The following is a 26,136-nucleotide window of genomic DNA, read 5'->3' on the forward strand; positions in this document are numbered from 1 at the left end:
AAAATGCCAAAACAGTACGATAGGGACAAACAATGACTGATTTACTGAGTGAGTTGCATGATCGAGTTTTTATAATTACTTTAAATCGAGCAGGTAAACATAATGCTTTTGATGACAGCTTGCTGGCAGCATTACAACAGTTACTTGATGAAGCAATTAGTAATCCGCAAGCAAGAGTTATTTTACTAAAAGCGAATGGTAAACATTTTTCAGCAGGCGCGGACCTTGCCTGGATGCAACGCATGGCTCACTTTAGCGAAGAAGAAAACTTACAGGATGCCTTGGTACTTGCTCGTGTCATGCACACTCTATATATCAGCCCCAAACCCACTATAGCGATGGTACAAGGTGCCGCTTATGGTGGTGGTGCAGGTTTAGTAGCCGCTTGTGATCTGGCAATTGCCTCGCCAACTGCCCGCTTTTGTTTTTCAGAAGTAAAACTGGGTTTAGTCCCTGCTGTCATTAGTCCTTATGTCGTAAAAGCGATAGGTGAGCGAACTGCAAAATGGCTATTTATGACAGCAGAAACCTTTGATGCGGAAGAAGCCAAGAAATTACGATTAGTACAACACTGTGTAGCTGAAGAGGAATTGTTGCCATTTACGGTCAATTATGCTCAACAAATAGCCAGATTAGCTCCTGAAGCAGTGAAGGCCTGTAAAACGCTGGTTTCACAAGTTGCAGCTCGGCCTATTAATGAGGAATTGTTGCAGCAAACTGCAACGCTCATTGCCAAAAAACGGGTTTCTGCAGAAGGGCAACGGGGATTAAATGCATTTCTTAATAAAGAAACACCCATTTGGGATTAGGGGCTTTCATGTTTAACAAAATTCTTATCGCTAACCGAGGTGAAATTGCCTGTCGGGTTATTAAAACTGCACGACAAATGGGTATCCACACTGTTGCTATTTATTCAACCGCTGATAAAGACAGTCAACATGTGTCACAGGCCGATAGTGCATTCTGTGTAGGTGATGCAACAGCCAAAAACAGTTATCTCAATATTGAAGCGATTATTGCTGCGGCTAAAACCAGTGGTGCTCAAGCCATTCATCCTGGCTATGGTTTTTTATCTGAAAATCCCTTATTTGCCCAAGCTTGTGCCGATGCTGGAATCGTATTTGTTGGCCCCTCGATTGCAGCGATGGAGGCGATGGCTTCAAAACAGGTAGCCAAACAATTATTGGAAAAAACTGGCGTACCTCTTACTCCAGGCTATCATGGTAGCGATCAATCCGATGAGCGCTTATTACAAGAGGCACGGCAGATTGGTTTTCCAGTCTTGCTAAAAGCAGCCAGTGGCGGCGGTGGCAAAGGTATGCGTGCTGTTTATAAAGAAGCTGAATTTTCTCAAGCGTTAGCAGGTGCTCGCCGTGAAGCGATGGCCAGTTTTAGAGATGACACCATGCTCATTGAAAAATTAATCAGCAATCCCCGTCACGTAGAAGTGCAGATCATGGCGGATAATTATGATCAAATTGTCCATCTTTTCGAACGGGATTGCTCCATTCAGCGACGGCATCAAAAAATTATTGAAGAAGCACCCGCACCTAATTTAACCGCTACCATGCGACAGGGTTTGGCAGAAGCAGCCTGTGAAGTTGCTCGTTCGATCGCCTATCGTGGTGCTGGCACAGTTGAGTTTTTAGTAGATGGTGACAACCATTTTTATTTCATGGAAATGAATACCCGTTTACAAGTCGAACATCCCGTCACTGAAATGATAACAGGTTTTGACCTGGTAGCATGGCAATTGAAAATAGCAGCTAATGAACCACTACCCTGCCCCCAGGAAACGATTGCAGCTCATGGCCATGCACTTGAGTGCCGGATCTATGCTGAAGATCCGCAACAAGGCTTCCTGCCATCAATCGGCCAACTGCGTTTTTTGCACGAACCGACAGGGCCGGGTATCCGAATAGATAGTGGCGTATCACTTCATTCGCACATTACCATGCATTATGATCCAATGATTGCCAAATTAATTACCTGGGGGGAAACAAGGGAGCAAGCTTTACAACGCATGCGCTACGCGCTTGCAAACTATGCAGTAGGTGGTGTGAAAACTAACATTGCTTTTTTACAAGCTATTTGTAGACATCCCCGCTTCGCTAAAGCAGATTTAAGTACTGATTTTTTAACTCAAGAAGCGATTAATCTTCCTCTCCCTGACGAACGCCTGGCACTCCTGACAGTGGCTAGCTATGACTACCTGGTACTCAAAAACAATGAAACAGATCCGCTTCGTAACAGTAGTTTTGCCTGGCAAATGCATATGTCCAGTTATTGGTATTGGCGTTACTTCATTGACGGTCAACAACAAGAAATCAAGATTCTTCCTCTGACAAATACGTCCTTTAAAGTAAAAATCAGCGAAGAAGAATTCACTTTGTCGCCACGCTTGATTGCTGATAAATTATATCTCGATGACGGTCAGCAAATTAGAGAAATCCTCGTTGATAACCAGGGGCCCAAAATCACTCTATATCTGGCGCAAGGCCCCCTGGTAATTGAGCGTTTTAATTGGCAGAATTTTGATCCGCAAGTTGCCACAAAAAAAGGACAACTCACCGCCCCGATGCCAGCAACCGTAGTGGCTATCCTGAAAAATAAAGGTGATAAAGTTAAAGAAGGTGAGAGTTTAATCGTTTTGGAAGCAATGAAAATGGAACACACTATTCATGCTCCCAAAGACGGCATACTGGCTGAATTATTTTACGATGTGGGCTCGCAAGTGAGTGAAGGCGCTGAATTGTTAGCTTTAAAAGATTGACTAGGGACAAGCATGAACTATCCACAACAAGTCACGATAGTTGAAGTAGGCCCACGGGATGGGTTACAGAATGAATCATCCTTTGTTACTACTGAAAGCAAAGTAGAATTTATCAATTTACTGAGCCAAAGTGGTTTAAAACACATTGAAGTCACCAGCTTTGTTTCAGCAAAAGCGATTCCTCAACTTGCTGATAATGAAACGGTCTTTACCAGCATCACTAAACCGGCAGGCATTCATTATTCAGCATTAGTGCCCAACGAACGCGGCATGTTAAAAGCACTCGAAGCAGGCGTGAAAGAAATTGCAGTCTTTACAGCAGCGAGTGAAGCCTTTAATCAACGCAATATTAATTGTTCAATCAGCGAGAGTATTCATCGCTTTGAGCCCGTTATTGCTTTGGCGAAGGCAAACAAAATTCGCGTACGTGCTTACATTTCCTGTGTTCTCGGCTGTCCTTACGAAGGTGAAATTGCTCCACAACAGGTCGCTGAGGTTACACGTCAGTTGCTGGCTCTGGAGGTTGATGAAATTTGCCTGGGCGATACCATTGGTGTTGGCACCCCCAAACAAACCAACGCAGTTTTACAACAAGTCCTGGAATTTTTACCTTTGTCCAAGTTAGCCATGCATTTTCACGATACATACGGCCAGGCGATTGCCAATATTTATGCCTCTCTTGAATATGGTATCTATCGTTTTGACAGTTCTGTAGCTGGTCTTGGTGGCTGTCCATATGCCCGAGGAGCAAGCGGAAATGTTGCAACGGAGGATGTTTTATACTTGATGCATGGACTAGGTATTGAAACCGGTGTTGATATTTTCAAGATCGTCGCTGCTGGCGATAAAATATGTAAGTTGTTAGGAAAAAAGAACCAATCGAAAGTGGCGAATGCCTTGCTGGCAAATCAAAGCTAAATCAATAGACTTCTTCGGAAACTCTACTACAGAGTAGAATTGCTTCGTCGATACGGTGCTCGAATCCTCATGTACTGGCGCGTACACTGCGGTTCTGTGCTCCGTGCCTCCTCGCACTTCTCCTCTGTAGCGAGTTTCTGAAGAAGTCCACTGAAAATTCACGATTGTACTTACCAGGAAATCACTCTAAACTCCTTCGCGGGACTGGGTTTTACCAAGGTTGGAATCTTACCTAAAACTCGAAGTAAACTGTATACATAAAAACCAATTGGTTATATCATACAGCAACTTTTTATTCGAGATATCCAGCTAGTCCAGGAGTTGTTGATATTCTTTTTATAGATTAAACGTGAGGCTGAAGATGACGAGTAGTAAATTAAAAGTAGGCTTAGTACAGGAGAAGTGGTCTGAAAATCCACAAGAACATCAAGACCGTCTTGCCTCAGGCATTTTTGCCGCTGCTAAACAAGGGGCTCAACTCGTCTGCCTGCAAGAACTAACGTTGTCACCGTATTTTTGTACCCGGCATGATGTCGATGGTACAGCTTATCAAGAAGAGCTGCACACAGGCCCCACAGCACAATTTGTAAGTGCCATGGCAAAAGCAGCGAAAGTCACTATTACGTCCTCATTATTTGAAAAAGCAGGCTATAACACCGCCGTAGCCTTTAATGAATCAGGTGAATTGGTTGCTGTAACCCGCAAACAGCATATTCCCAGTGGCGAAAAATACCATGAAAATTATTACTTCAAACCAGGTGATTCCGATTATCCAGTCCACAACTTGGTTGGACATCAATTTGGTTTACCTACCTGTTATGATCAATGGTTCCCTGAGTTGTCGCGCATTTACGGTTTAAAAGGAGCAGAGGTTTTGGTTTATCCTACTGCCATTGGTGGAGAACCGACTGCACCAGGTTTTGATAGCCAACCCATGTGGCAAAAAGTGATGGTTGCACAAGGTATTATGGCAAACACCTTCGTCGTGGCTGTTAACCGTATTGGTTGTGAGGATGGGCTTGAATTTTACGGCTCTAGCTTTATCTCCAACCCAATGGGTGAAATTTTAGTGCAAGCGCCACGCAATGAGCCTGCTGTGCTCGTCGCTGAATTGGATTTCAGTCAACGCGCATTATGGGGGCGGCTGTTTCCTTTTGCAGATCAGCGAGAACCTGAAACGTATCATGAGCTCCTCAAAGCCCGTAAATCCGATGTGGGAAAACCCTAATGACTGACAACGCATTCCAAGATGAAAATCTATACAATATTAATAACTGGGGTGAAGGTTATTTCAATATAAACGCAGCAGGAAATATTGCTATCAGCAAAACGCCGGAAGAAAAAGGCGTTGAATTGCAAGCGATTGTAAATGCCGCTAATCGAGCAGGTTTACAATTACCGCTCTTGATTCGTTTTACCGATATTCTTCATGACAGAGTCGTAAAATTAAATGAAGCCTTTGCGCAAGCCATTGAAGAAAACGATTATCGAGGAAGCTATAAACTGGTCTACCCGATTAAAGTTAACCAGGAATATTGCGTAGTGAGGGAAATTTTAAAAGCACCCCGCTACCCAGTCGGTTTAGAAGCCGGTAGCAAACCTGAATTAATGGCAGTGATTGGGTTATTGGGCCAAACGCCTTCCACCATTGTCTGTAATGGCTATAAAGATAACAGTTATATTCGCACAGCTTTAATTGCACAACAAATGGGCCATGAAGTCTTCATTGTCATAGAAAAACGCTCGGAATTAGACATTATCCTGAAAGAATCTGCACGGCTAGATATCAAACCTAAAATTGGTGTGCGTATCCGTTTAGTCACCAAAGGCGCAGGTAAATGGGAAAATACCGGCGGGGCTAAATCCAAATTTGGTTTAAATGCAGAACAGGTTCTTGAGTTAGTCAATCACCTAAAGGCCCACAATTCGTTGGATTGCCTGCAATTAATGCATTGCCATTTGGGCTCACAAATTGCCAACATCCATGATATTCGCCACTGCATGCAGGAAGTTGCCCGCTATTATATTGAACTGCGTCGCCTGAACGCACCAATCAATACCGTTGATGTTGGTGGTGGTCTTGGGGTGGATTATGAGGGTACACATTCCAATACAGGTTGTTCAATGAACTATTCTGTAAAAGAATATGCTACTAATATCTTGCTGGCGCTTCGTCCTCTTTGTGAAGAAGCGGGTATGCCGGAACCCAATCTTATTTCTGAATCTGGGCGTGCACTCACAGCCCATCACGCGGTTCTAATTAGCAATATCACTGATGTGGAGCTAGTCAAAAAAACCAGAGAATTGCCCTTCATTGAGGCAGACGATTCTCACGTTATTCGTGATATTTGGGACACTTATCAATCTATTTCTGATAATTCTCCCAGCGAAATTTATAATTATGCCGCTCACTCACTGGATGAGGCTCATTCCATGTTTAAACATGGCGTCATTAGTTTGCAGGAAAAAGCTAAAGTAGAACAATTTTTTACTGCGATTTGCCTTGAAATTCAAGAACGCCTGGATGAAAACAATCCTGGTGATAATGAGCTTATCAAACATATTAATGAACGCTTGGCAGCAAAAATATTTTGTAATCTGTCATTTTTTCAATCATTACCCGATGCATGGGCAATAGGGCAGATTTTCCCAGTTGCACCGATTTCGCAGCTTACCGAAAAACCAACCATGCACAGTATTTTGCAAGATTTGACTTGTGATTCCGACGGTACTTTAAAGGAGTACACCGGTAGTTCCTGTATCAATACCACCTTAATGTTACCCCCGTTTAATGAACATGATCCCTATGCCATTGCTTTCTTTTTAGTAGGCGCCTATCAGGAAATACTTGGCAATTTGCACAATTTATTTGGTGATACGAATTCACTGGATGTGAAATTAACCGGCGAAGGACAATTTGAGATCAATGATTTAGTCAGCGGTGATACGGTAACCAATGTCTTGAATTTCGCTCATTTTGATACTAAAAAATTGTTGCTCTCCTATGAAAAACAATTGATAAGTAGTGAATTGCCCCATGAAAAAATTCAGAATTATCTCAATGAGTTACGCAGTATTTTTTCACAACAAACTTACCTCGACAGTAATAAAATAAAAGGATAAGCCATGACAACACCTAAACAAGCCGGCTTTCATATGCCCCCTGAATGGTATCCTCATGCTGGTTGCTGGATGGCCTGGCCTTGTCACCAGGACAGTTGGGCTGCCATCGGTTTGGAGCGTGCGGGCCTTGCTTACGCACGAGTTGCCCAAGCCATCGCACAATATGAACCTGTTACCATGCTGGTTAAGCCTGCCGATATGGCGCAGGCACAAAAATTATGTGGTGAGAAAATCCACTTGGTTCCTTTGGCACTCAATGATTCCTGGACTCGTGATACAGGTCCCACGTTTTTACTCAATGAACAAAAAGAGTTAGCCGGTGTTGATTGGATTCATAATGCCTGGGGTGGTAATTACGAGGATTGCGCCCTGGATAATCAAATTGCTGCGGCCATTATCAAACAAACAGGAGCCCGCCATTTTAAAGCACCTCTGGTTATGGAAGGCGGTTCCTTCCATGTCGATGGTGAAGGTACTATTTTAACCAGCCGTGAATGCCTGTTAAATCCCAACCGTAATCCTCACCTCTCTCAAGCCGAGATAGAAGACTACCTTTACAATTATCTCAATGCAGAAAAAATTATTTGGTTAAATAAAGGACTGCTTGGCGATGAGACCGACGGCCACATTGATGAAATTGCCTGTTTTATTGCACCGGGTAAAGTCCTGGCTTTAATTACCCATGATAAAGAGGATGCCAATTACCAAACCCTGCACGAAAACCTCGAGATCCTGAAATCAGTGACTGATGCCAAAGGAAGAAATCTGGAGGTTTTTACCGTAGAACAGCCACCGGCAACGTATATGGGTGAGGAACGTTTAACTCTTTCCTATATTAATTTCTATCTGGCTAACCAGGGAATCGTGATGCCCGCTTTTGGCCATGCCAAATACGACAAAGCCGCTTACGAACTGTTTTGCAAGTTGTTTCCAAACCATCATATTACACAAATTGATGCGTTGGATGTTTTTTCTGGCGGTGGTGGTATTCATTGTATTACGCAACAACAACCCATCTCCGGGAAATAGTTTAAGAACTTTCTACTCTGAAAAGCCAAATTCTACGGGTTTACAAATTCAAATATTACCCTCTCTAGCGGGTAATATTGAATTTACCCTCTCTAGCGGGTAATATTGAATTTACCCTCTCTAGCGGGTAAGCAATAGGCCTAAGGAAATTAAACCATGCTAATCCATTCACCCAGAGAATTAGCTTTTTTTGTTATTAGTCAGCGCAAAAAACTTAAATTAAGTCAGGCAAAGGTTGGTAAGCTGGTAGGATTAAAGCAGCAAACTATTTCAGAGTTTGAAATCAGGCCTGAGGGCACACAACTCGATACCTTATTTCGCATACTATCTGCGCTTAATTTAGACATTAAGATGTTATCAAAACACGAACCTTCTAACAATGAAACCCAGTGGACTGAAGAATGGTAACAGCAAAACGAAAAAATCGAATACTTAGTGTATTAATGAATGGGATTTTGATCGGAAAACTAGAGAAAACAACAACAGGTGGGTTAATTTTTATTTATGACCAGCAATGGCTGAATACCCCAGGTGCACGCCCCATTTCATTATCATTACCTTTGACCGAACAGCCTTTTTCTGGCGATATCGTTTATAATTTTTTTGATAATCTCCTGCCTGATAATCAACAAATTAGATCGCGAATTCAGGCTAAATTTCATGTAGCAATAAACCAACCTTTTGATCTATTGGCTAGTATCGGCAGAGATTGTGTGGGTGCTATTCAAATTATCGATGGAGAAATACCAGCCTTTAAAAAAGAGATAAAGGCTGAACCCTTAGATGAAAAAACAATAGCCGCTATTTTACGGGGCTATCAAAACAATCCACTTGGGATGACTGATCCTGCAAGGGAATTTCGAATTTCCATTGCTGGAGCACAAGAAAAATCTGCCTTCTTATACCATCAAAAAAAATGGTGCCGTCCCTTAGGAGAGACCCCAACCAGCCATATTTTTAAATTGCCTATTGGCTACATTCCACATCAAAATATGGATTTAAGAGATAGTTGTGAAAATGAATGGTTATGTTCACACCTTGCTGCAGCCTTTGGATTACCCGTCGCAAAGTGCGAAATTCTTCACTTTGAAGAAACTAAAGTGCTTGTGGTGGAGCGGTTTGATCGCAAAATGGCTAGCGACAACTCGTGGATCATGCGATTGCCGCAAGAAGATATATGCCAGGTTCTCGGCCTTTCCCCTAATTTAAAATATCAATCAGACGGAGGAGCAGGTATTAGCGAAATTATGCAATTATTACTGGGAGCTACCAATCCTATTGCTGATCGAGATATGTTTTATCGAGCACAAGTTTTATTTTGGCTATTAGCAGCAATTGATGGCCATGCAAAAAATTTTAGTGTGTTTATCGAGCCTGAAGGAAAATATCACCTAACACCGCTCTATGACATTATATCAGCCTATCCTTTGATAGAGAAAAAGCAATTACAAGCCCAAAAAATTAAAATGGCCATGGCTTTGAGAGGGAAAAATACCCATTATCACTGGCATAGTATGCAAAGAAGGCATTTTTTAGATACTGCAAAAGCGGTGAATTACTCCACCGAAAGAGCCGAAACCATCCTGGATGAGATGTTAGAAAAAAGCGATGCTGTCATCAATGAAGTAGCTGCCAAATTACCTGGAGATTTTCCAAATGAAATCGCCCAACCCATTTTTACGGGAATCCATTTGGCAACAAAGAAACTAAAGTAAGTTGGAAAGAAAAGGTAAGGGCGAAGGTTGTTGCTCTGAATAATACCATCCAATCCCCCCCTGTTATTCGGTCTTTTATCGCTACACAAAAAAAGGTAAAGCGTTCAGAAATAGAGACCCTAAACGCCAACTTTAAATTATGAATTTCATTAAAGAGCGGCAGCAAGCGACCTTACTCAATAGAAGAATTACCCTTTCAACCCACAAGTAGTCTCGTTTTCTGCGACTTTTTCAAGTAACAGTTCAAATTGACTATTATCTAAAAATGTCCCGTTGGAGTCTTTTAAATAACCTGTCTCAGACATCAGTACTTCCCCGCTTTCAAAGGCTCTTAATCCAGTATCGCTAAACAATTTGGGGTAGTAAGAAGGATGAAGATTGACTAATTGGCTCATGGATTGAATATAGTTATTTTCAAATAACTTTAAACCATTAGCAGATATGATAGGTGTCAGTGAGTCCTTGGTAAAATAGATGATTGCAAACCAACCTGAAATATAATTTTTTCTCATCATTTTTAAGCCAAGCGGTGACAAGAGTAGTCCGACTAGTGGTTCAAGTTTGGGGTTATCAGATAGTTTTGCGTCAATTTCCACGGCATTGGATGAGTCCAGTTTTCCATTATTAACCAGCTCAATTAGTCTGGGATTCTTTAACTTGGAGCGAGCATACTCTGCACTAAAAAACCAATTACTCCCAATAGGCTTAAATTGACAGAATTCTAATTTTTTGGCGACTATCGTCTCAGGGGGCAAGTACATGATACCGTGCATATAACATTGCAATGAGTCAGTCTCAGTTAACTTTTCACCAGAAGCCCTGGCCTTGGCAATTCTCTCGGCAAACTCATCATTCCATGCACTATATTCACCGTACTCTAACACCTGTTCAAAAGAAAGTGATGTTAAACCCTTTTTCCGGGCAGCTGCCTCTGCATCTTTTTTTAAGGTCTGGTAAAAAACATTTTCTTCTATTTCACGTTTTATAGCTGGTGATTTCGTAGCCTGATAGTCAGCAATTTTTTCCTGCAGCCACATAACCCCTGTTCCCTTTTTTCTTAGCCCCATCTGAAAATAGGCTGGCGGCGAATTCTTAATGGCATCCAGCTCTATACGGCCATCTTTACCCGCCTGGATACTCTTGTGAAAGGCATACTCCATCAAAAGAGAACCAACATGTTTAAATGGAGCCTTCGAGTTGATCGAACGATTATCCATACGATGGATATAAAGGCAATCCTTCTGGATAGAATACTGCATATAACCAATTTCGTTACCATTTACAAACACTTTCACGTCCGTGCGTGGGCCAACGAATGTTTCTCCTGAGCGCTTATGAATCTTGTAATTAACTGGCTGGTTAGTTGAAGTTTGGATTTTGGTAGTTAATCGCATTTTGTTTATCTCACTCGATGACTGATAGTAAATGCGCCGAATAATAGCAGGTTAAAGCCAAATCACAATGACGAATGATTAATCTTATGATTAAATTTTCCACTCTACAAAATATCAATGAGTCGCCTGCTACATAACAAAAAATAACCGACATAAGTTGTTGCTCAGAGTAATGCCGGTTATCATTTAGGCATGCAGTGGAATCGGCCAACTGAACACACTTCTCTACCCTTCTAGACAAAAAAAACTACAGTTAAAAGGAAGTCAATAATGAACACAGCGGTATGGCAACCCAAAGAGCCCCAAAAAAGCAGAATGTGGCAATTTATGCAATTCGTTGCCCAAAAACAGCAGCAACAGTTTGCTGATTATCAACAGTTGCATGCCTGGTCCGTGCAAGAACCGGCCCTCTTCTGGCAGGCTCTATGTGATTACTTTCACTTAACCTTTAATAGTTCAGCCAAACAGGCATTAAACACCTATGACCATATGTTAGATGCCCGCTGGTTCGAGGGAGCAACGTTTAATTTTGCTGAAAAATTATTAACTCGACGTGATGAACACCCAGCCTTGATCAGCGTTAATGAAGAGGGAGAACGCCAGGTTTTAAGTTATCAAGAACTGTATCAAGAAGTTGCTCGCTGTGCAGCTGGCTTAAAGCAGGTTGGTGTTGTCAAGGGTGATCGCGTTGCCGCCATCATGCCGAATGTCTCTTATACCATTATCGCCATGTTAGCAACAGCTTCAATCGGCGCTATCTGGTCTTCCTGTTCCCCTGATTTTGGTGCTCAGGCTGCTATAGATCGTTTAGGTCAAATAGAGCCCAAAGTTTTGTTCGTTTGTGATGGTCATCAATACCTGGGTAAAAAGCATGAAGCCACCAGCAAGATAATAGAGGTGAGTAAAGCGATTCCTTCACTGGTTAAAATAGTTGTTTGTCCCGTTATTCATACTAATGCTAACTTTGATTCCCTCAGCAAAGCGATCACTGTTGATAAGTTTGTTAAGCCGGTTAAAGATTGTGAGTTTGAGGCCCTACCCTTCGCTCATCCACTGTATATTCTCTTTTCATCAGGAACAACAGGTAAACCCAAATGCATCATGCATGGTGCCGGTGGAACCCTCTTGCAACATTTAAAAGAACTGGGCTTGCACACCGACATAAAAGCAGAGGACAACCTCTGTTTTTACACAACCTGTGGCTGGATGATGTGGAATTGGATGGTGTCGGTTTTAGCGCTTGGTGCCACACTGACGCTTTATGAAGGGGCTCCGACCTACCCAGATGCGAGTCGTCTGTTTCAATTAATTGAGAATGAAAAAATTACTGTCTTCGGTACTAGTGCCAAATTTATCTCAGCCGTAGAAAAAGCAGATACGAAGCCAAATCAACAATTTTCTTTAAAAACCCTGCGTACAATTCTCTCTACTGGCTCACCACTGTTGCCTAAAAACTACGACTTTGTCTATCAACATGTGAAATCCGATGTGCAATTGAGCTCCATATCAGGGGGAACTGATATCGTTTCCTGCTTTGCATTGGGTAATCCGATTGTGCCTGTTTATCGCGGCGAATTACAATGTTTGGGGCTTGGCATGGCTGTTAAGGTTTTCAATGAACAGGGGAAACCAGTCCTTGAAGAACGTGGAGAGTTAGTCTGCACTAAACCTTTTCCATCCATGCCAGTGGGTTTTTGGCAAGATCCAGATAAAAAAGCTTATAAACGCGCTTATTTTGATCGTTTTGACGGTGTCTGGGCCCATGGTGATTTTGCCGAAGTGACCAAGCACCAGGGGCTTGTTATTTATGGTCGTTCCGATGCTGTATTAAATCCAGGTGGTGTACGCATAGGAACCGCTGAAATTTATCGTCAGGTAGAAAAAATTCCTGAAGTGATCGATAGTGTAGTAATAGGTCAAGACTGGCAAGAAGATGTTCGTGTGGTGTTATTCGTTAAATTAAGAGAAGGCATACAGTTAAATGAAGAGTTAATTAATACCATTCGTCAAACCATACGCCATAATGCATCTCCCCGCCACGTCCCAGCCAAAATCCTGCAAGTGAACGATATACCACGCACGATGAGTGGTAAAACAGTGGAAGTCGCTGTACGGCAAACGGTCCATGGGCAGACGATTAACAATCTCCAATCCCTTGCCAACCCGGAAGCCTTAAACGATTTTAAGAATCGTCAGGAACTAGCTGACTAACCCTGGATGTCGGGATGATTAATTCGACAGGATCAAAAAGCAGCCCCTGGCTTATCAGGGGCACTACCGTTTAAGCAGACTCACAGCAACAATGACAAATTTAGTACGATTAAAGTAAAATATCGTCTCTAGAAAAAAATTTTACACATTATAGGCAATCTGATGTGGTATGAAGAACTCCTTATGTCCCTAACATCCAAGGTATTTCATCATAAGAGAAAAGCAGCCCGCTATTTTATTGAAAAATTATTTCTTTTTTTAGACACCCTCTATCAACCACTGCCTATTGAACTGCTATTAGGTGTTAATGAGAAAATGTACGCCAAATACGGTTTAAGACGCAATAACTCGGTTCATCTAGCAGCTTTTACACGAGATCTTTTAGGTCTTAGTATCCTTTACATCAAAATTACCGATGACCATCTTATTAAGAACACTCTCTTTATTGATTTTATTAACCAGGAAAGAATGTTTGCTGCCCTTAATTTTGGCAACGATAAACGATTCGCCAGAAAGGCGCCTCTAGCCAGGATTAATCTTATAGAACGCATTATTCTGAAAAAATTTACTGTCATAGACACCTCAAACCCCTTACATAAAAATTCATTAGAAGTTGATTTAGCCCATATTTTAATGATTGTTACTCAAAGAAAATCACTTCAACTGATCGAGGCAATGCTCAATTCCTTTCAGCCTTTCATACCAATTTGTTACCCCTATATAGAGAAGGATGATAAATTCGGTCATTTTGTCATAGAACTGTATCGGTTAAAAAATCAGCTTGAAATGGAAGCAATAACAAAGGGATATGAGGCTGATCGGGAGAGTTCATGCTCTTTTTTTGCTTTCGGTAATCCCTTCGAGAGAGTTCACTACATAGCGCCATCTGAATCTCCCTCCCCTGTCAAAGACTATGACCCCATGTTTTACGGCTGTCCGTCAACATTAGCAACAGGAGGAAGAGCCGCCTCTACAACAAGCCAGTTTTCCTTTTTTGCCATGGATGATGTTTTGAGTAAATCACAACAGAAAGAGGCAGTCGAAGATGATAGGGAGTTGCCAGACATTTCACCACCACCACCTTATCTCTCCCTGTTTGCGCCTTCTAAAGCCAAACCTCACTGTGCCGAGAAAATTCATACAACGAGAAACAAGGATGAAGAGGGCAACGACACCAGGCTAACCCCAAACCAAGAGTTATGATTTCAGGTATTGCAATAAGCACAGAAAACCAAGCCATCGGTATCTGGAAATAGTCTTAAGTGATTTGGCGCTCATTGCTAAACACTTGAAAACTCTTTCCTAATTGACAATTGATTTGATGGCGCTCTACAGGATGATAATCTTTGGCGCTCATCACATCCACTTGTACTTCAACGCGAGTATCTGCATGAATATTGTACTTCACGAACTCGATAGTAGGATTTCCAAGATTATCCAAAGTGAAATGCTTATCAGAGGCAGTAACTCGGTTATTAGCAATTAACATCAGCGCATGAGGCCTGAAGGATGCTTTAATATTAGGGGGTGGATTCTCTGATTCACAATCCTTGAAGGATACTACAAAACTTAGTTGTTTCCCTTGAACCACAGCATCTGCTACTTCAGCAAAAGTACTAAGCTCACTGGCATGTACTGAGAATGATAACAGCGCAAGAATTGACATTAATTGCTTTTTCACTAACACAGCTCCTTCATCCAATCAATAGTGAGAGTTGAGGTTGCCAATAAATTTAAGGCTTGTCAATTTAACCTCCAATCTTTGATTCTTCTCCTATTATGAAAATCGGATCTATAATAAACAGGACTTACGAAAAAACGTCGAGGTCGAGGCGAAATTTGATTTTAATTCGGTCATTTAGTGAGCGCTAAATTCCCTCATTAAAATTAAATTTTAACAAAGGAGATCGGAGTTCCAGGTAAGTCCTGATAATCAAGCTAACACGTAGCCATATCTGTTAAAAGGTAAAAAGAAATTTATAAGGAGATTTGGATGTGCGATCGTAAATGCTTTACCAATGGCGTGCTTTCGGGTGTAGTGGCTGGTATTGTCTTTGCCTTTTTTTTAATTCTAGGCGGTATGTCTGAAACCCTGGGCAGTATCATCGGCATGCCTAATAAATTAGGCGGGATGATAGTTCACTTTATAATCACTATTATCGCGGGACTTGTCTTCGCTTTTGTCTTCGGCTGGCTAATCCATTCCTGGTTTAGTGCGATTTTCTGGGGACTCCTCTTTGGTATAGGCATGTGGGTAACAGGCCCTATGACCTTGTTACCGACTTTATCTGCAGGTGACGCTCTATTTGTAAAATGGAATCTTGCTGGTCTGCAAAGCAATATACAACCGTTAGTTGGCCACTTGGTTTATGGTTTAGTTTTAGGTCTGGTTTATTGTTTTTTAAAGAAAGGAAAATTACACAAACTCAAAGTGCCCAGAAAACAAAAAAATTAAACCATCAAGAGTCAGAGACACGCTTTTAGTTTCTTTCACTAAAGAGATATTGTATGATACGCGCTTGCGCCGATTTGAAACTTCAGCTTGCGGGCGCTCAGTAATTTGGTCTAGGCTCATTTTATTGTAAATACGGCTAAAGCGGGTAATTTTCCCTCCTTGCCTCCGCATGCTGCAATACCCTTAGGTTGATGTAATGATAGAATTAAATGGATTAACCAAATCCTATGCAACGAACATTGCCTTGCGTGATATCAATTTATTCATTCAGGAAGGTGAGGTTTTTGGCATCATTGGCAAAAGTGGTGCTGGAAAATCCACTTTATTGCGCTCCATTAATTTACTGGAAAGACCGAGTAGTGGAGAAGTCATTGTTGATAATGAAAATATTACACACCTGTCTACTCAGGGTTTGCGTAAAGCCCGCCACAAAATGGCAATGATTTTCCAGCATTTTAATTTACTCAATTCCAAAACGGTTTATGACAATATTGCGTTGCCTATGCGTATCCAGGGAATAGCCGAATCGGTTATCCATGAAAAAATTCATGAATTACTCCCTCTTGTTGAGCTTGAGGAAAAAATACATCATTATCCAGGGCAGCTTAGCGGGGGACAAAAGCAGCGCGTTGCCATTGCACGGGCCCTCAGCTGCTCACCTAAAATTCTTCTCTGTGATGAAGCAACATCTGCCTTGGATCCGGAAACAACCAATGCCATTCTTGAATTACTAAAGAAGATTAATACCTTGTACGGTATTACTGTTGTGTTAATTACTCATGAAATGGAAGTAGTAAAACGAATCTGCCATCGCCTCGCTGTCATGGAGGCTGGTGAGATTGTTGAAATAACCTCCTTGGCGAACGTATTCAGTAATACAGCCAGTCAAGCGCGCAGCATGCTATATAATCAGTTAAGCCCGCAACTACCAGCTTGCTTACAGAGTTCACTATCCAGCGTAGCCAATAATAAACCCCTGTTACGCCTCTTTTTCCAGGGTGATAATGCCACTATCCCCTTTATTAGCAAAACCAGTCGTGAGCTGAATTTAGATATTAATATCCTCCTTGCTAATATTGACCGATTTGATGCAGTTACCTGCGGTGTGCTGATAGTCGAATTAGCTGCTAATCACGCATTGCTGCAAAAATTTATCAAACGTTGCGAAGAATCTAATTTAACTGTGGAGATTTTAGGTTATGTCACTGACGATGTTTTATGATTTACTTGTAGCCAGTGGTGAAACGCTCTACATGGTGATTGCCAGCACTGTATTTGCCGTCTTGCTAGGGTTACCTTTAGGTACTCTTCTTTTCACCTCTGCAAAAATAAAACCCCATCCAGGGTTGCATCGCTTCATTGCTGCAATCATCAACATGAGTCGCTCCATTCCTTTTATTATCCTGCTTGTTGCCTTGATTCCAATTACCCGTTTTATTGTGGGGACCTCGATTGGTTTACATGCCGCCATGGTTCCACTTACTCTTGGCGCCACTCCTTTTTTTGCTCGTTTAGTGGATAACATCTATCAAAGTTTACCCAATGGTCTTATCGAAACTGGTTTTTCCATGGGGGCAAATACCTGGCAAATGATTCGTCATCTCTTGTTTCCAGAAGCTTTCCCTGCGTTAATTCATGCAGTCACTATTACTGCGATTACCTTGGTGAATTACTCCGCCATGGCAGGTACAGTAGGCGGAGGCGGTTTAGGTGATTTGGCAATTCGTTACGGTTATCAACGTTTTAATGTGAGTGTCATGTTGGCAACCGTCTTTATTTTGGTATTAATTGTCCAATTACTCCAAATGGGTGGCGATCGATTGGCACGACGGTTTTCGCACAATTAGGTAGGACTGTTTACCTTCCTACTATCTAGGCGCTTATGGCTTGATTTTCTGCGCTTCGCTGCTCACATACTAGTGTATGCTCCGCTGCGATGCTCGAAAACCAAGCCATAAGCACTCAAGCTAGCGAAATGTAAGTAGTCCTGGAGTATTTGGTAGAAATTTAGGAGTCATCATGCGTTTTTTTAGTATCTTAGTTTTGTTAGTCAGCTTAGTAGCATGCCATAAACCCTCACCCAATACCCTAACCATCGGTACTATAGCAGGTCCTGAAACTGATTTGGTTGAAACAGCAAAAGAGGTAGCGGAGCAAAAATACGGCTTAACCATCAAAATTGTCGAATTTAACGACTATAATTTGCCCAATGAAGCCTTGCAAGATGGTAGCCTCGATGCCAATGTTTACCAACATTTACCTTATTTACAAGCCGCTAACAAAGCACATGGCTATGATCTCGAAGCAATAGGTAAAACCTTTGTTTACCCCACTGGAATTTACAGCAAAAAAATCAAAAAACTAAACCAGTTAGCCGATAAAGCCACCATTGCTATTCCTAATGATCCTAGCAACGAAGCGAGGGCTTTATTACTACTGCAAACAGCCGGTTTAATCACCTTGAAAAAAACAGACTTGGCTAGTGTGAGTGATATTACCAGCAATCCCAAACACCTCGCCATTAAAGAATTGGATGCTGCTCAATTACCACGTATTTTAGATGATGTGGATGCAGCCGTTATCAATACCACCTTTGCAATTCCAGCAGGTCTCAGTCCTTCCCGCGATGCAATCTATGTTGAAGGAAAAGATTCCCCCTATGCCAATTTAATTGTGATTCGTCGCGACAGTCCTAAAAAGGCTCAACTGGAAGAGTTTGTTAAAGCAATGAACTCCAAGGAAGTAAAGAATAAAGCGCAAGAGCTTTTTGGTGATGCAGCAATACCAGCCTGGTAACCTCCTGCATTCGCGGAAGCAGCTATGTACTGCGCTGGTTCCGCGAATCCAATCTTAACTATTAAAACAAAAATAAGATACTTTACCCCCCGATTATTCTGTATATGTTAAGAAAAAGTTAAGAAGAATCGCCTTAATCCTATTTTAATTATTTAGGTGTTATACTTTTCTTATCTGAATTACTACCTTTACAGAGATAGACATTATGGCTGACCCTACAAATATTAAGACCAGAGGGCAAAAAATCAAGAATGCATTCACCCTGGGAGCAATGAGCACAGAACAGCAGGCTGCCTATTGGGATGAACACAGAAAAAGCGTGGGTATTGAGGGAGGTATCACTGCTCGCACTACTATGGAAAATTACTCATCAAAAAAGCTTAAGGATCTGAGTGATTTCGATAAAATAGTAGATGCCGATAAAAAACCGCTTAAAACCACGACACCCGATGGTAAATCAATTACTGAAAAATTTGGATCGGATCCAGATCTTGTCAATGGTATAAAAGAAGTATTTGCCAAAACTCCAGCCACTGAGAAAGCGATTAGTGATTTTACTAAAGATGTCACTAACTTACATACGTTAGTGATGGCAAATCCTCCTCAATATAGTGCTGCCGGAATAGCCAATGTTTTACAAGAAAAGAAATCTGACGCATTGGCCACAATCAAGGCTCAACAAGCAAAAGAGCTTGAGAGGCTTAATGATAAGTTTGCCCCTGCTAATCCCCCTGCTCGTAATGAATTTCGCGAAAAAATAAAAGCCGCCATGGGACCAGGCACCACCGAAGAACAGGTGGACAAAGTTAAGGATGATATGCTTAAAGCGACGAAAGCATCCCATGCTTCACAAATAAAGCGAGCTGAAGCGGAGTTTAACCACAGTGTTAAAAAATTTTATTCTGCCATGCAAAAGGAATTCGATCGTATTGCATTCCTCGGTGATCGCTATGAGCGTGATAAGCAAATGAGGGCAGCAATCGATACGCTTGCTGCACAACGAGCAGCAAATGAACCACGTCGAAGTACCACTGTTTCAATCCAGGCGGATCAGTCAACCGCGATTTTGAGAGGAATTAAAGTTCAGGATTTAGACACAATCAATACTTTAACTGGCAGGTCTCTTACCAAGAATACGGATGGTTCCTATTCAATGAAACTATCCAAGGATTGGATTTTCTTTGATCGTAAAGCCCGTGATCTAACAAAGAGTGTTGAAAAGGATTTAGCCAGTCTCGCGCATACTGTCAAAGCGACCGGTGCCGAAACGATTACCATGGAACTCACTGCCGCAGATCCTGATAAAGCAAAAGAATTAGGTAAAAAAGCTTACGAAGCCGCTATTAAGGCGGGTTTTGAGCCAAGAGATATCAATATCGTAGTCAATGGTAAATCGCTTACCGAAAAATATGAAAAAGGAAAGCTCAAAGAAGAAGATAAATTGTTTGACGATGAACCCGGTCGGCTGCGAAAAGCTAAAAGTGAAGCCGCTAAAATTGCTCAGGAACGTGAAGGACGAGTCTTTAACTCACCGGGCGCTAAAACAGAAACAGTCAGCATCAAGCAAAAACTCCAGGAAATGCGGACGACTACGCCTCCACCAACACCAAGTACGACACCTAGTCTTGGCGGTACTATTTAGCCCCACACGCTCTGATTACCTCTTGCATGCCAATGTTTAAAAAATTCCACTGTCCCTGGCAGTGGAATTCTGTTATTTTTATTAGAAAATTCAGAGGATTATTACTGGATTTTTTACTCCTGATACTTGAGTAGATAAAACACTGAAGTCTGGAGCGCCTTGCCAAGATGCTAAAGATCCACAACCCAAAATGTTGTTATGGAATTCAATAGACCTCTTGCATAACTGTGTATTTTGTTTTTGCGCAAGGCATAAACGTTTCGAGAAGCAGAGTTTACAAGTACTGCAGAACGTTACAACGCTGTAATGGGAGCAAAGACACCGTTATGCAAGAGGTCTAATACAGCCCAGTAAAGGAGGACAACCATGAGTACTCAACGTTTTGATGATTTTGAGATAGGGCTTGAAGAAAATATTAACTCAACGGAAATGAGCACTGAAACTCATCTAAGTACCAAATTGGAACGACGTCGGCGTATTGAAGACATTTTTGAACAAAAACGTCTGCGCGAAGAGTTGGGCGAATTCGATCTGGCTTAAAGGCCCATTGAGACATAGTGCTAGCTTGGGTACCTAAGCGTTGCTTTTCGAATTATAGCGGAGCATATACGCTAATCTGTGAGGTACAGAAAATCAAAGTTTAAGTACTCAGATAGCAGAGTTGTCAACAGCCTTTAAGTTTTATTGTCAAAAGCAGAAGCATTTGCATAGATATCGAACCGAACTGTTTTGCCTGCAATACTGCTAGTCGGTGGCAAAAGGGCAGGCAAATGTTGCGGCCATTTAACGACTACTCTTTTAAGAGCCTTGGTTTTGGCTAACTCTAAAAGCGCTAATGCATCTTCATCAGTACCAATAAGCTGTTGTAAAGCTTGCATGTCTTTCTTGACCAGTGCCGCTTTTTGCCGTTGTGGATGCATGGGATCCATATAAATGACTTCTGGGTAAGCATTCACAGGCAAAGCTTGTAAATAATGAAGCGCATCACAGTGTTTTATTTTGAGTTTCAAGCGCTCTTTGGAATGCTCATCGCGGCGCATCAAAGCATCAGCGAGTAAGACAGCCATTACCGGCTGGCGCTCTATCATAAGCACTTCCGCACCGAAACTGGCGAGTACAGCAGCGTCTCTCCCCCACCCAGCCGTTACGTCAATAATTCGCGTCCCTGGACCCGGTTTGCAAGCACGTACCAATCCCTGTTGTTTCCCCGCATCACGGCGTTTTTGCCAGGTCGACGTGGTAAAATCAGCATACAAAGGGGAAAAAGCAGGAATTTTAAGAACCAATCTCTCGCTGGTCACTAACAATTGCTTGGTAGCTTGATTATTTATCTCGAGTCCCAATTGTATAGCAAGCTGCTGAGCTTCCTCCTGCAGCGCTTCATTTTCGTAGCCAATTGCCAACTGCTCATTCATGGTGCTAATAACTGCTCGACACATTGCGCAAGCGAATTAAAAACAGGGACATGGGAATAAGCTTGTAAAGCAATTCTATCGGTCATGGGTGAAAAAACCAGTAGTGGTTTTGCTCCTACAGCTTCTGCCGCCTGAATATCAGATACTCTGTCTCCAATAAATGGCGTATTAATCAAAGTACACTCTAATTTTCTAGCTAATGCATATAACATCCCAGGATTTGGCTTGCGACAAAAACAACCTTGATCAGGCATATGGATACAATATTCTATAGCTTCAATTTCGCCTCCTGCAGCACGTACATGTTGCAAGAGTTTTTCATGAATAGCTGCAAGGGCTTCCTCATTATAATAACCACGGGAAACACCCGATTGATTCGTAGCAACACCAATACGATAGCCAGCCTTGGTTAAAGCAGCGATCGCCTCAACACTACCAGGTAAAAAGATAAACTCATCAACTGATTTAATATAGTGAAGAGAATCCTGGTTAATTACGCCATCTCTGTCTAACAGAACTACTTTCGAAAGAAGTCTATTCATAGGTCAATTTGTAGGAGAGAAATATCTGCAACACCTTGTAACAGTGTTTGCAAACGAGCCAATAAACACAAGCGATTCATTTTGACGTCTTTATTATCAACCATCACCATGACCTGTTCAAAAAAAGCGTCTACTGGTTCACGCAAACTGGCAAGCTGGGTAAGAATATCCCCATAATCACCTGTTGCGTAAAGAGGCTGCACAATATTTTCCATTGCTTGTAAATGGGTATAAAGTGCCCTTTCAGCGCCTTCTTCCAACAACGCTTCATTAATGGCTGAAAAGCCACTTTGCTCCGCTTGCTGTAACAAATTATTTACACGCTTACAGGCTGCTGATAAAACAACTGCTTCCGGTTGTCTAGTAAAAATTGCCAGCGCTTTAATCCGTTTATCAAAGTCATACAACCAATCATCTTGACGGGCACGAACCGCGTGAACCAAATCGATAGCCAAATCGTGGCTCTGATAATAAGACTGCATCCGTTCCAATATGAATGGCTGCAGTTCTGCCAAAGATACGTTTGCTTCTGCCGGCAAGGTATCGGCATACATTGTAACTGCTTTTTCTATTAACTCAGACAAACAAAGTTTTACTGGCGTAGCAAGCAACAATCGTACAATGGCGAGCGCGTGACGACGTAACTTAAACGGATCTTTAACACCAGAAGGTTTTTGACCAATAGCAAAAATACCAACCAAAGTATCCAATCGTTCAACCAGGGATAAGGCAAGGCCTAAATCCGTTTTAGGTAATTCATCCGCTGCAAACCGAGGCATATATTGTTCATTCAAGGCAATTGCCACGCCCTCTGTTTCCTTGTCATGATGAGCATAATAATACCCCATCAAACCTTGTAACTCAGGAAATTCACCGACCATCCCGGTCAATAGATCACATTTACTTAATTCTGCTGCTCGCTGGGCTTCCTTTTCATTTAATCGAAGTGGCGAAGCCAAATAAGTCATTAAACCTTGCATACGTTTGGCTTTATCATACAGGCTACCTAAACGTGCCTGAAAAACAACTTTCTTAGTGGCCTCAATATGGTGGCTCAACGCCAGCTCTTTATCCTTGCGAAAGAAGAAAGCGGCATCACTTAACCTGGCACGCATCACCTTCTCATTACCGTTGATAACCTGCTTGGGGTTGGTACTGCGAATGTTACTAACCGTGATGAAATTTGCCAGCAATTTTCCACTGCTATTTTGTAAAGCAAAACATTTTTGATGTGACTGCATGGAGGCAATCAATGCTTCTGCTGGTACCTCCAGAAAATCCTGATCAAAACTGGCATTCAGTGCTTGCGGCCATTCAACAATTGAGGTGACTTCATCAAGCAAATCATCTGGCATGATTGCTTGCGCACCCTGTTCTTTGGCAAGTTGTTCTACTTGTTTAACAATCAATGCCCGACGCTCACTAAAATCAGCAATTACAAACGCCTCTTGTAATAATACTTCATAATCTTGTGGTTTTTTTATTTCTATTGCTTGCGGGTGATGAAAACGGTGGCCATAGCTATGACATCCAGTCTTTACCCCTAAAATATCACAGGCTATCACTTCATTTCCGAACAACATAACCGCCCAGTGGACTGGCCGCGCAAACTCAGCATCACCATTCCCCCAACGCATGGGTTTAGCAATGGGTAAAGTTGCTAGAACCTGGTTAATCATCGCAGGCAACAATTCACTTGTTTTTGCCCCTTTGACCGTAGATTCATGAACCAGCCACTCACCTTTATCCGTTTTGCTGGTGACTAAATCACGTACATCTACACCACAAGATTTAACGAAACCTAATAAGGCTGCTGTAGGTTTGCCCTCTGTATCATAAGCAGCGGTCAGAGCAGGACCACGTCGACATATAATTTGGCTAGGTTGTTCATCTTGCAGACCAGACACAAGAATAGCCAAACGTCTTGGTGTAGCGAAAGACTTTATCCCAGCATGATGAATCTTCGCTTTTTCCAACATAGCTAAAAAATTATTTGCCAAAGCATCAGCTAAAGGCAAAACAGCCGCAGAAGGAAGCTCTTCACAACCTAATTCAAATAAAAAATCATTTGCCATCACACACCTTTTGCATAGGGAATCCTAGCGCCTCGCGCGCCTCATAATAAGCTTGTGCCACCGATCGGGATAAATGGCGTACTCGTAAAATATAGCGCTGCCTTTCCGTTACAGAAATCGCTCGTCGTGCATCTAACAAGTTAAAGGCATGAGACGCTTTAATGACCATTTCATACGCCGGTAAAGGCAAATTCAAAGCAACCAGCTTTTCCGCCTCCCCTTCGTAGTAATCAAACTGTTTAAACAAAGCATCCACATTGGCGTGTTCGAAGTTGTAAGCTGACATTTCAACTTCGTTTTGATGAAACACATCACCATAGGTGACTACACCCTGTGCCGTTTCACACCAAGGCAAATCAAACATATTATCCACGCCTAACACGTACATGGCCAATCGTTCAAGACCATAGGTCAATTCACCGGTAATTGGTTTACATACTAAACCACCGACTTGTTGAAAATAGGTGAACTGCGATACTTCCATCCCATTTTGCCAAACTTCCCAGCCTAGTCCCCAGGCCCCCAAGGTGGGTGATTCCCAATTATCTTCGACAAAACGAATATCATCCGCCAACGGGTCAACACCCAAGGCACGTAGAGAATTCAAATACTTTTCTTGTATATCAAGGGGAGATGGTTTCAAAATTACCTGAAACTGATAATAATGCTGGCCCCGGTTGGGGTTCTCCCCGTAGCGCCCATCAGTTGGTCGTCGCGAAGGTTGCACATAGGCTACTGACCATGGTTCAGGGCCTATAGCTCGTAAAAAAGTAGCCGGGTGAAAAGTCCCAGCCCCTACTTCCATATCCAAAGGTTGTAATAGTACACAGCCTTCTGCAGCCCAAAATTGCTGCAGGGCTAATATAATATCCTGGAAAGTACTGGGTTTTGTCATGTTTATCTCAAAATAACGAGTAAAGCTCTTTATGAATGGCAAGATACTATCATTCTTTCCGTTCACACCAGAAGGAATAAGTAGACTTCTTCCGAAACTTGCTGCATTGAAGGCAGAAAAAGAAAACACGGAGCGCGGAACCATGATGTACAGGATTTGAGCGCCACATCGAATTCAGTCGTGTTTCGGAAGATAATCCAAGGACTAAGCCTATTACATATCCCATTATAACAGGCTTAGTCAGTATCTGCTTTAGCAGCAGTTTATTGCTAATTATCCTTAACGCAATGACTCTGTTTTACTAACCAGAGAATTCAACCGGTTTATTGATTAGAAGCTGCTTTCTTAATCAATTCTTGCAAGGCTTCTTCACTGGCAGCACCTGGAATAAATGATGGCGTACTGCCTTCTTTGAATTTACCGGCTGGCGTAGCAGCAACAATAAACGCTGGTGTTCCCATCAAACGCAGTTTTTCTGCAAGCTCACGATTAGCATTTAAAGCATCAGTCACTGCTTTGCTGTTCATATCTGTTTTAAGTTTTGCCATATTCAGGCCGAGTGATTTTGCGGTACTCAATATCAGTTGTTCATTCAAACGCTTTTCTTGCTTGAGTAAAGCATCATGCATCACTTGATATTTTCCTTGCATGCCAGCTGCCAAAGCTGCTCTGGATGCTAGTTCGGAACTTTTACCGAAAATAGGAAACTCTTTATAAACGATACGGACATTATTGTCTTTCTTGACTAAATCACTCAGTACAGAGGCCATTTTCTTGCAATGAATGCATTGGTAATCAAAAAATTCAACCAGGGTTACATTACCTTTGGGATTGCCGGCAACAGCCATACTATCATTAAACAACTGACTGGCATTATCTTTAATCGCTGCCTGTGCTTGCTGTTGCATGGTTTGCTGCTGCTTTTGCTGTAACGCTTGTGAAGCTTCTATTAAGACTTCAGGATTATTCACTAAATAATCATGGACTACTTTTTCAATCGCTTTCTTCTGCGAGTCAGTCATAGTATCAGTATCGGCAGCCATTACTACCGGCGAGTTCATTGCTGTGATCAATGCGCCCGCTGTTAATAAACTTGTAAGTTTCACACCTTTCCCCTTATTGATGATTAGATTGTCAGACCTACGTAGCTGAG

At 42.0% G+C, this 26,136-nt stretch carries 23 protein-coding genes; 16 read left to right on the top strand and 7 right to left on the bottom strand.

Annotation, left to right across the window (positions count from 1 at the left end; genetic code table 11):
* Positions 1-32: 32 nt before the first annotated feature.
* The 8 genes from Lfee_RS03840 (at position 33) to Lfee_RS03875 (ending at position 9,558) form a co-directional block, all read left to right on the top strand.
* Complete coding sequence (locus Lfee_RS03840; protein ID WP_058444048.1) at positions 33-809, top strand: enoyl-CoA hydratase-related protein; 777 nt, start codon at positions 33-35, stop codon at positions 807-809.
* Positions 810-817: 8 nt separating this feature from the next.
* Positions 818-2,773 carry an acetyl/propionyl/methylcrotonyl-CoA carboxylase subunit alpha gene (locus tag Lfee_RS03845; protein ID WP_058444050.1) on the top strand — a complete coding sequence of 652 codons (1,956 nt, stop codon included), beginning with the start codon at positions 818-820 and terminating at the stop codon, positions 2,771-2,773.
* 12 nt (positions 2,774-2,785) lie between these two features.
* A complete protein-coding gene (locus tag Lfee_RS03850; protein ID WP_058444057.1) occupies positions 2,786-3,691 on the top strand; it encodes a hydroxymethylglutaryl-CoA lyase in 906 nt (301 codons plus the stop codon).
* A 361-nt stretch (positions 3,692-4,052) separates the two neighbouring features.
* Entirely contained in the window at positions 4,053-4,919 is an 867-nt protein-coding gene (locus tag Lfee_RS03855; RefSeq protein ID WP_058444059.1) for a carbon-nitrogen hydrolase, read from the top strand.
* Positions 4,919-6,814 (top strand): biosynthetic arginine decarboxylase, encoded by a 1,896-nt coding sequence (speA, locus tag Lfee_RS03860; RefSeq protein ID WP_058444061.1) that lies wholly within the window; start codon positions 4,919-4,921, stop codon positions 6,812-6,814. Before Lfee_RS03855 ends, speA begins: the two co-directional genes overlap by 1 nt.
* A gap of 3 nt (positions 6,815-6,817) precedes the next feature.
* Positions 6,818-7,843, top strand: coding sequence for an agmatine deiminase family protein (locus Lfee_RS03865; RefSeq protein WP_058444062.1), 1,026 nt, complete (start codon positions 6,818-6,820; stop codon positions 7,841-7,843).
* A gap of 156 nt (positions 7,844-7,999) precedes the next feature.
* Positions 8,000-8,251, top strand: a complete 252-nt coding sequence (locus tag Lfee_RS03870; protein ID WP_058444064.1) for a helix-turn-helix domain-containing protein — start codon at positions 8,000-8,002, stop codon at positions 8,249-8,251.
* Positions 8,245-9,558: a type II toxin-antitoxin system HipA family toxin gene (locus Lfee_RS03875; RefSeq protein WP_058444066.1), complete on the top strand. Its 1,314-nt coding sequence runs from the start codon at positions 8,245-8,247 to the stop codon at positions 9,556-9,558. Before Lfee_RS03870 ends, Lfee_RS03875 begins: the two co-directional genes overlap by 7 nt.
* A gap of 188 nt (positions 9,559-9,746) precedes the next feature.
* Here the strand turns inward: Lfee_RS03875 and Lfee_RS03880 are convergent, their stop codons facing one another.
* Positions 9,747-10,952, bottom strand: a complete 1,206-nt coding sequence (locus Lfee_RS03880; protein WP_058444068.1) for a hypothetical protein — start codon at positions 10,950-10,952, stop codon at positions 9,747-9,749.
* 270 nt (positions 10,953-11,222) lie between these two features.
* Here Lfee_RS03880 and Lfee_RS03885 point away from each other — a divergent pair, with 270 nt between their 5' ends.
* Both Lfee_RS03885 and Lfee_RS03890 read left to right on the top strand, forming a co-directional pair.
* Positions 11,223-13,163, top strand: a complete 1,941-nt coding sequence (locus Lfee_RS03885; protein ID WP_058444071.1) for an acetoacetate--CoA ligase — start codon at positions 11,223-11,225, stop codon at positions 13,161-13,163.
* A 183-nt stretch (positions 13,164-13,346) separates the two neighbouring features.
* Positions 13,347-14,366 (top strand): hypothetical protein, encoded by a 1,020-nt coding sequence (locus Lfee_RS03890; RefSeq protein ID WP_146751415.1) that lies wholly within the window; start codon positions 13,347-13,349, stop codon positions 14,364-14,366.
* 55 nt (positions 14,367-14,421) lie between these two features.
* Here the strand turns inward: Lfee_RS03890 and Lfee_RS03895 are convergent, their stop codons facing one another.
* Positions 14,422-14,844, bottom strand: a complete 423-nt coding sequence (locus Lfee_RS03895; RefSeq protein ID WP_058444075.1) for a VirK family protein — start codon at positions 14,842-14,844, stop codon at positions 14,422-14,424.
* A 312-nt stretch (positions 14,845-15,156) separates the two neighbouring features.
* Between Lfee_RS03895 and Lfee_RS03900 the strand changes: the two genes are divergently transcribed.
* The 6 genes from Lfee_RS03900 (at position 15,157) to Lfee_RS17315 (ending at position 20,596) form a co-directional block, all read left to right on the top strand.
* Positions 15,157-15,618, top strand: a complete 462-nt coding sequence (locus tag Lfee_RS03900) for a hypothetical protein (RefSeq protein WP_058444077.1) — start codon at positions 15,157-15,159, stop codon at positions 15,616-15,618.
* Positions 15,619-15,814: 196 nt separating this feature from the next.
* Complete coding sequence (locus Lfee_RS03905; protein ID WP_058444079.1) at positions 15,815-16,840, top strand: ATP-binding cassette domain-containing protein; 1,026 nt, start codon at positions 15,815-15,817, stop codon at positions 16,838-16,840.
* Positions 16,818-17,465: a methionine ABC transporter permease gene (locus Lfee_RS03910; RefSeq protein ID WP_058444081.1), complete on the top strand. Its 648-nt coding sequence runs from the start codon at positions 16,818-16,820 to the stop codon at positions 17,463-17,465. The genes Lfee_RS03905 and Lfee_RS03910 overlap by 23 nt, the downstream gene beginning before the upstream one ends.
* Before the next feature lie 172 nt (positions 17,466-17,637).
* Positions 17,638-18,414 (top strand): MetQ/NlpA family ABC transporter substrate-binding protein, encoded by a 777-nt coding sequence (locus tag Lfee_RS03915; RefSeq protein ID WP_058444082.1) that lies wholly within the window; start codon positions 17,638-17,640, stop codon positions 18,412-18,414.
* 205 nt (positions 18,415-18,619) lie between these two features.
* Positions 18,620-20,056 (top strand): hypothetical protein, encoded by a 1,437-nt coding sequence (locus Lfee_RS03920; protein WP_058444084.1) that lies wholly within the window; start codon positions 18,620-18,622, stop codon positions 20,054-20,056.
* A gap of 366 nt (positions 20,057-20,422) precedes the next feature.
* A complete protein-coding gene (locus Lfee_RS17315) occupies positions 20,423-20,596 on the top strand; it encodes a PA3496 family putative envelope integrity protein (protein ID WP_165482146.1) in 174 nt (57 codons plus the stop codon).
* A 134-nt stretch (positions 20,597-20,730) separates the two neighbouring features.
* On the opposite strand, the gene Lfee_RS03925 is transcribed toward Lfee_RS17315, so the two are convergent.
* The 5 genes from Lfee_RS03925 to Lfee_RS03945 form a co-directional block, all read right to left on the bottom strand.
* Positions 20,731-21,471 carry a class I SAM-dependent methyltransferase gene (locus Lfee_RS03925; RefSeq protein WP_058444086.1) on the bottom strand — a complete coding sequence of 247 codons (741 nt, stop codon included), beginning with the start codon at positions 21,469-21,471 and terminating at the stop codon, positions 20,731-20,733.
* A complete protein-coding gene (gmhB, locus tag Lfee_RS03930) occupies positions 21,468-22,013 on the bottom strand; it encodes a D-glycero-beta-D-manno-heptose 1,7-bisphosphate 7-phosphatase (RefSeq protein ID WP_058444088.1) in 546 nt (181 codons plus the stop codon). The genes Lfee_RS03925 and gmhB overlap by 4 nt, the downstream gene beginning before the upstream one ends.
* A complete protein-coding gene (gene glyS / locus Lfee_RS03935) occupies positions 22,010-24,088 on the bottom strand; it encodes a glycine--tRNA ligase subunit beta (RefSeq protein WP_058444090.1) in 2,079 nt (692 codons plus the stop codon). The genes gmhB and glyS overlap by 4 nt, the downstream gene beginning before the upstream one ends.
* Positions 24,078-24,983 (bottom strand): glycine--tRNA ligase subunit alpha, encoded by a 906-nt coding sequence (gene glyQ / locus Lfee_RS03940; protein ID WP_058444092.1) that lies wholly within the window; start codon positions 24,981-24,983, stop codon positions 24,078-24,080. The genes glyS and glyQ overlap by 11 nt, the downstream gene beginning before the upstream one ends.
* A gap of 323 nt (positions 24,984-25,306) precedes the next feature.
* Entirely contained in the window at positions 25,307-26,089 is a 783-nt protein-coding gene (locus Lfee_RS03945; protein ID WP_058444094.1) for a DsbA family protein, read from the bottom strand.
* Between the last annotated feature and the right edge of the window lie 47 nt (positions 26,090-26,136).

It is taken from the genome of Legionella feeleii (assembly GCF_001467625.1).
Classification (GTDB): domain Bacteria; phylum Pseudomonadota; class Gammaproteobacteria; order Legionellales; family Legionellaceae; genus Tatlockia; species Tatlockia feeleii.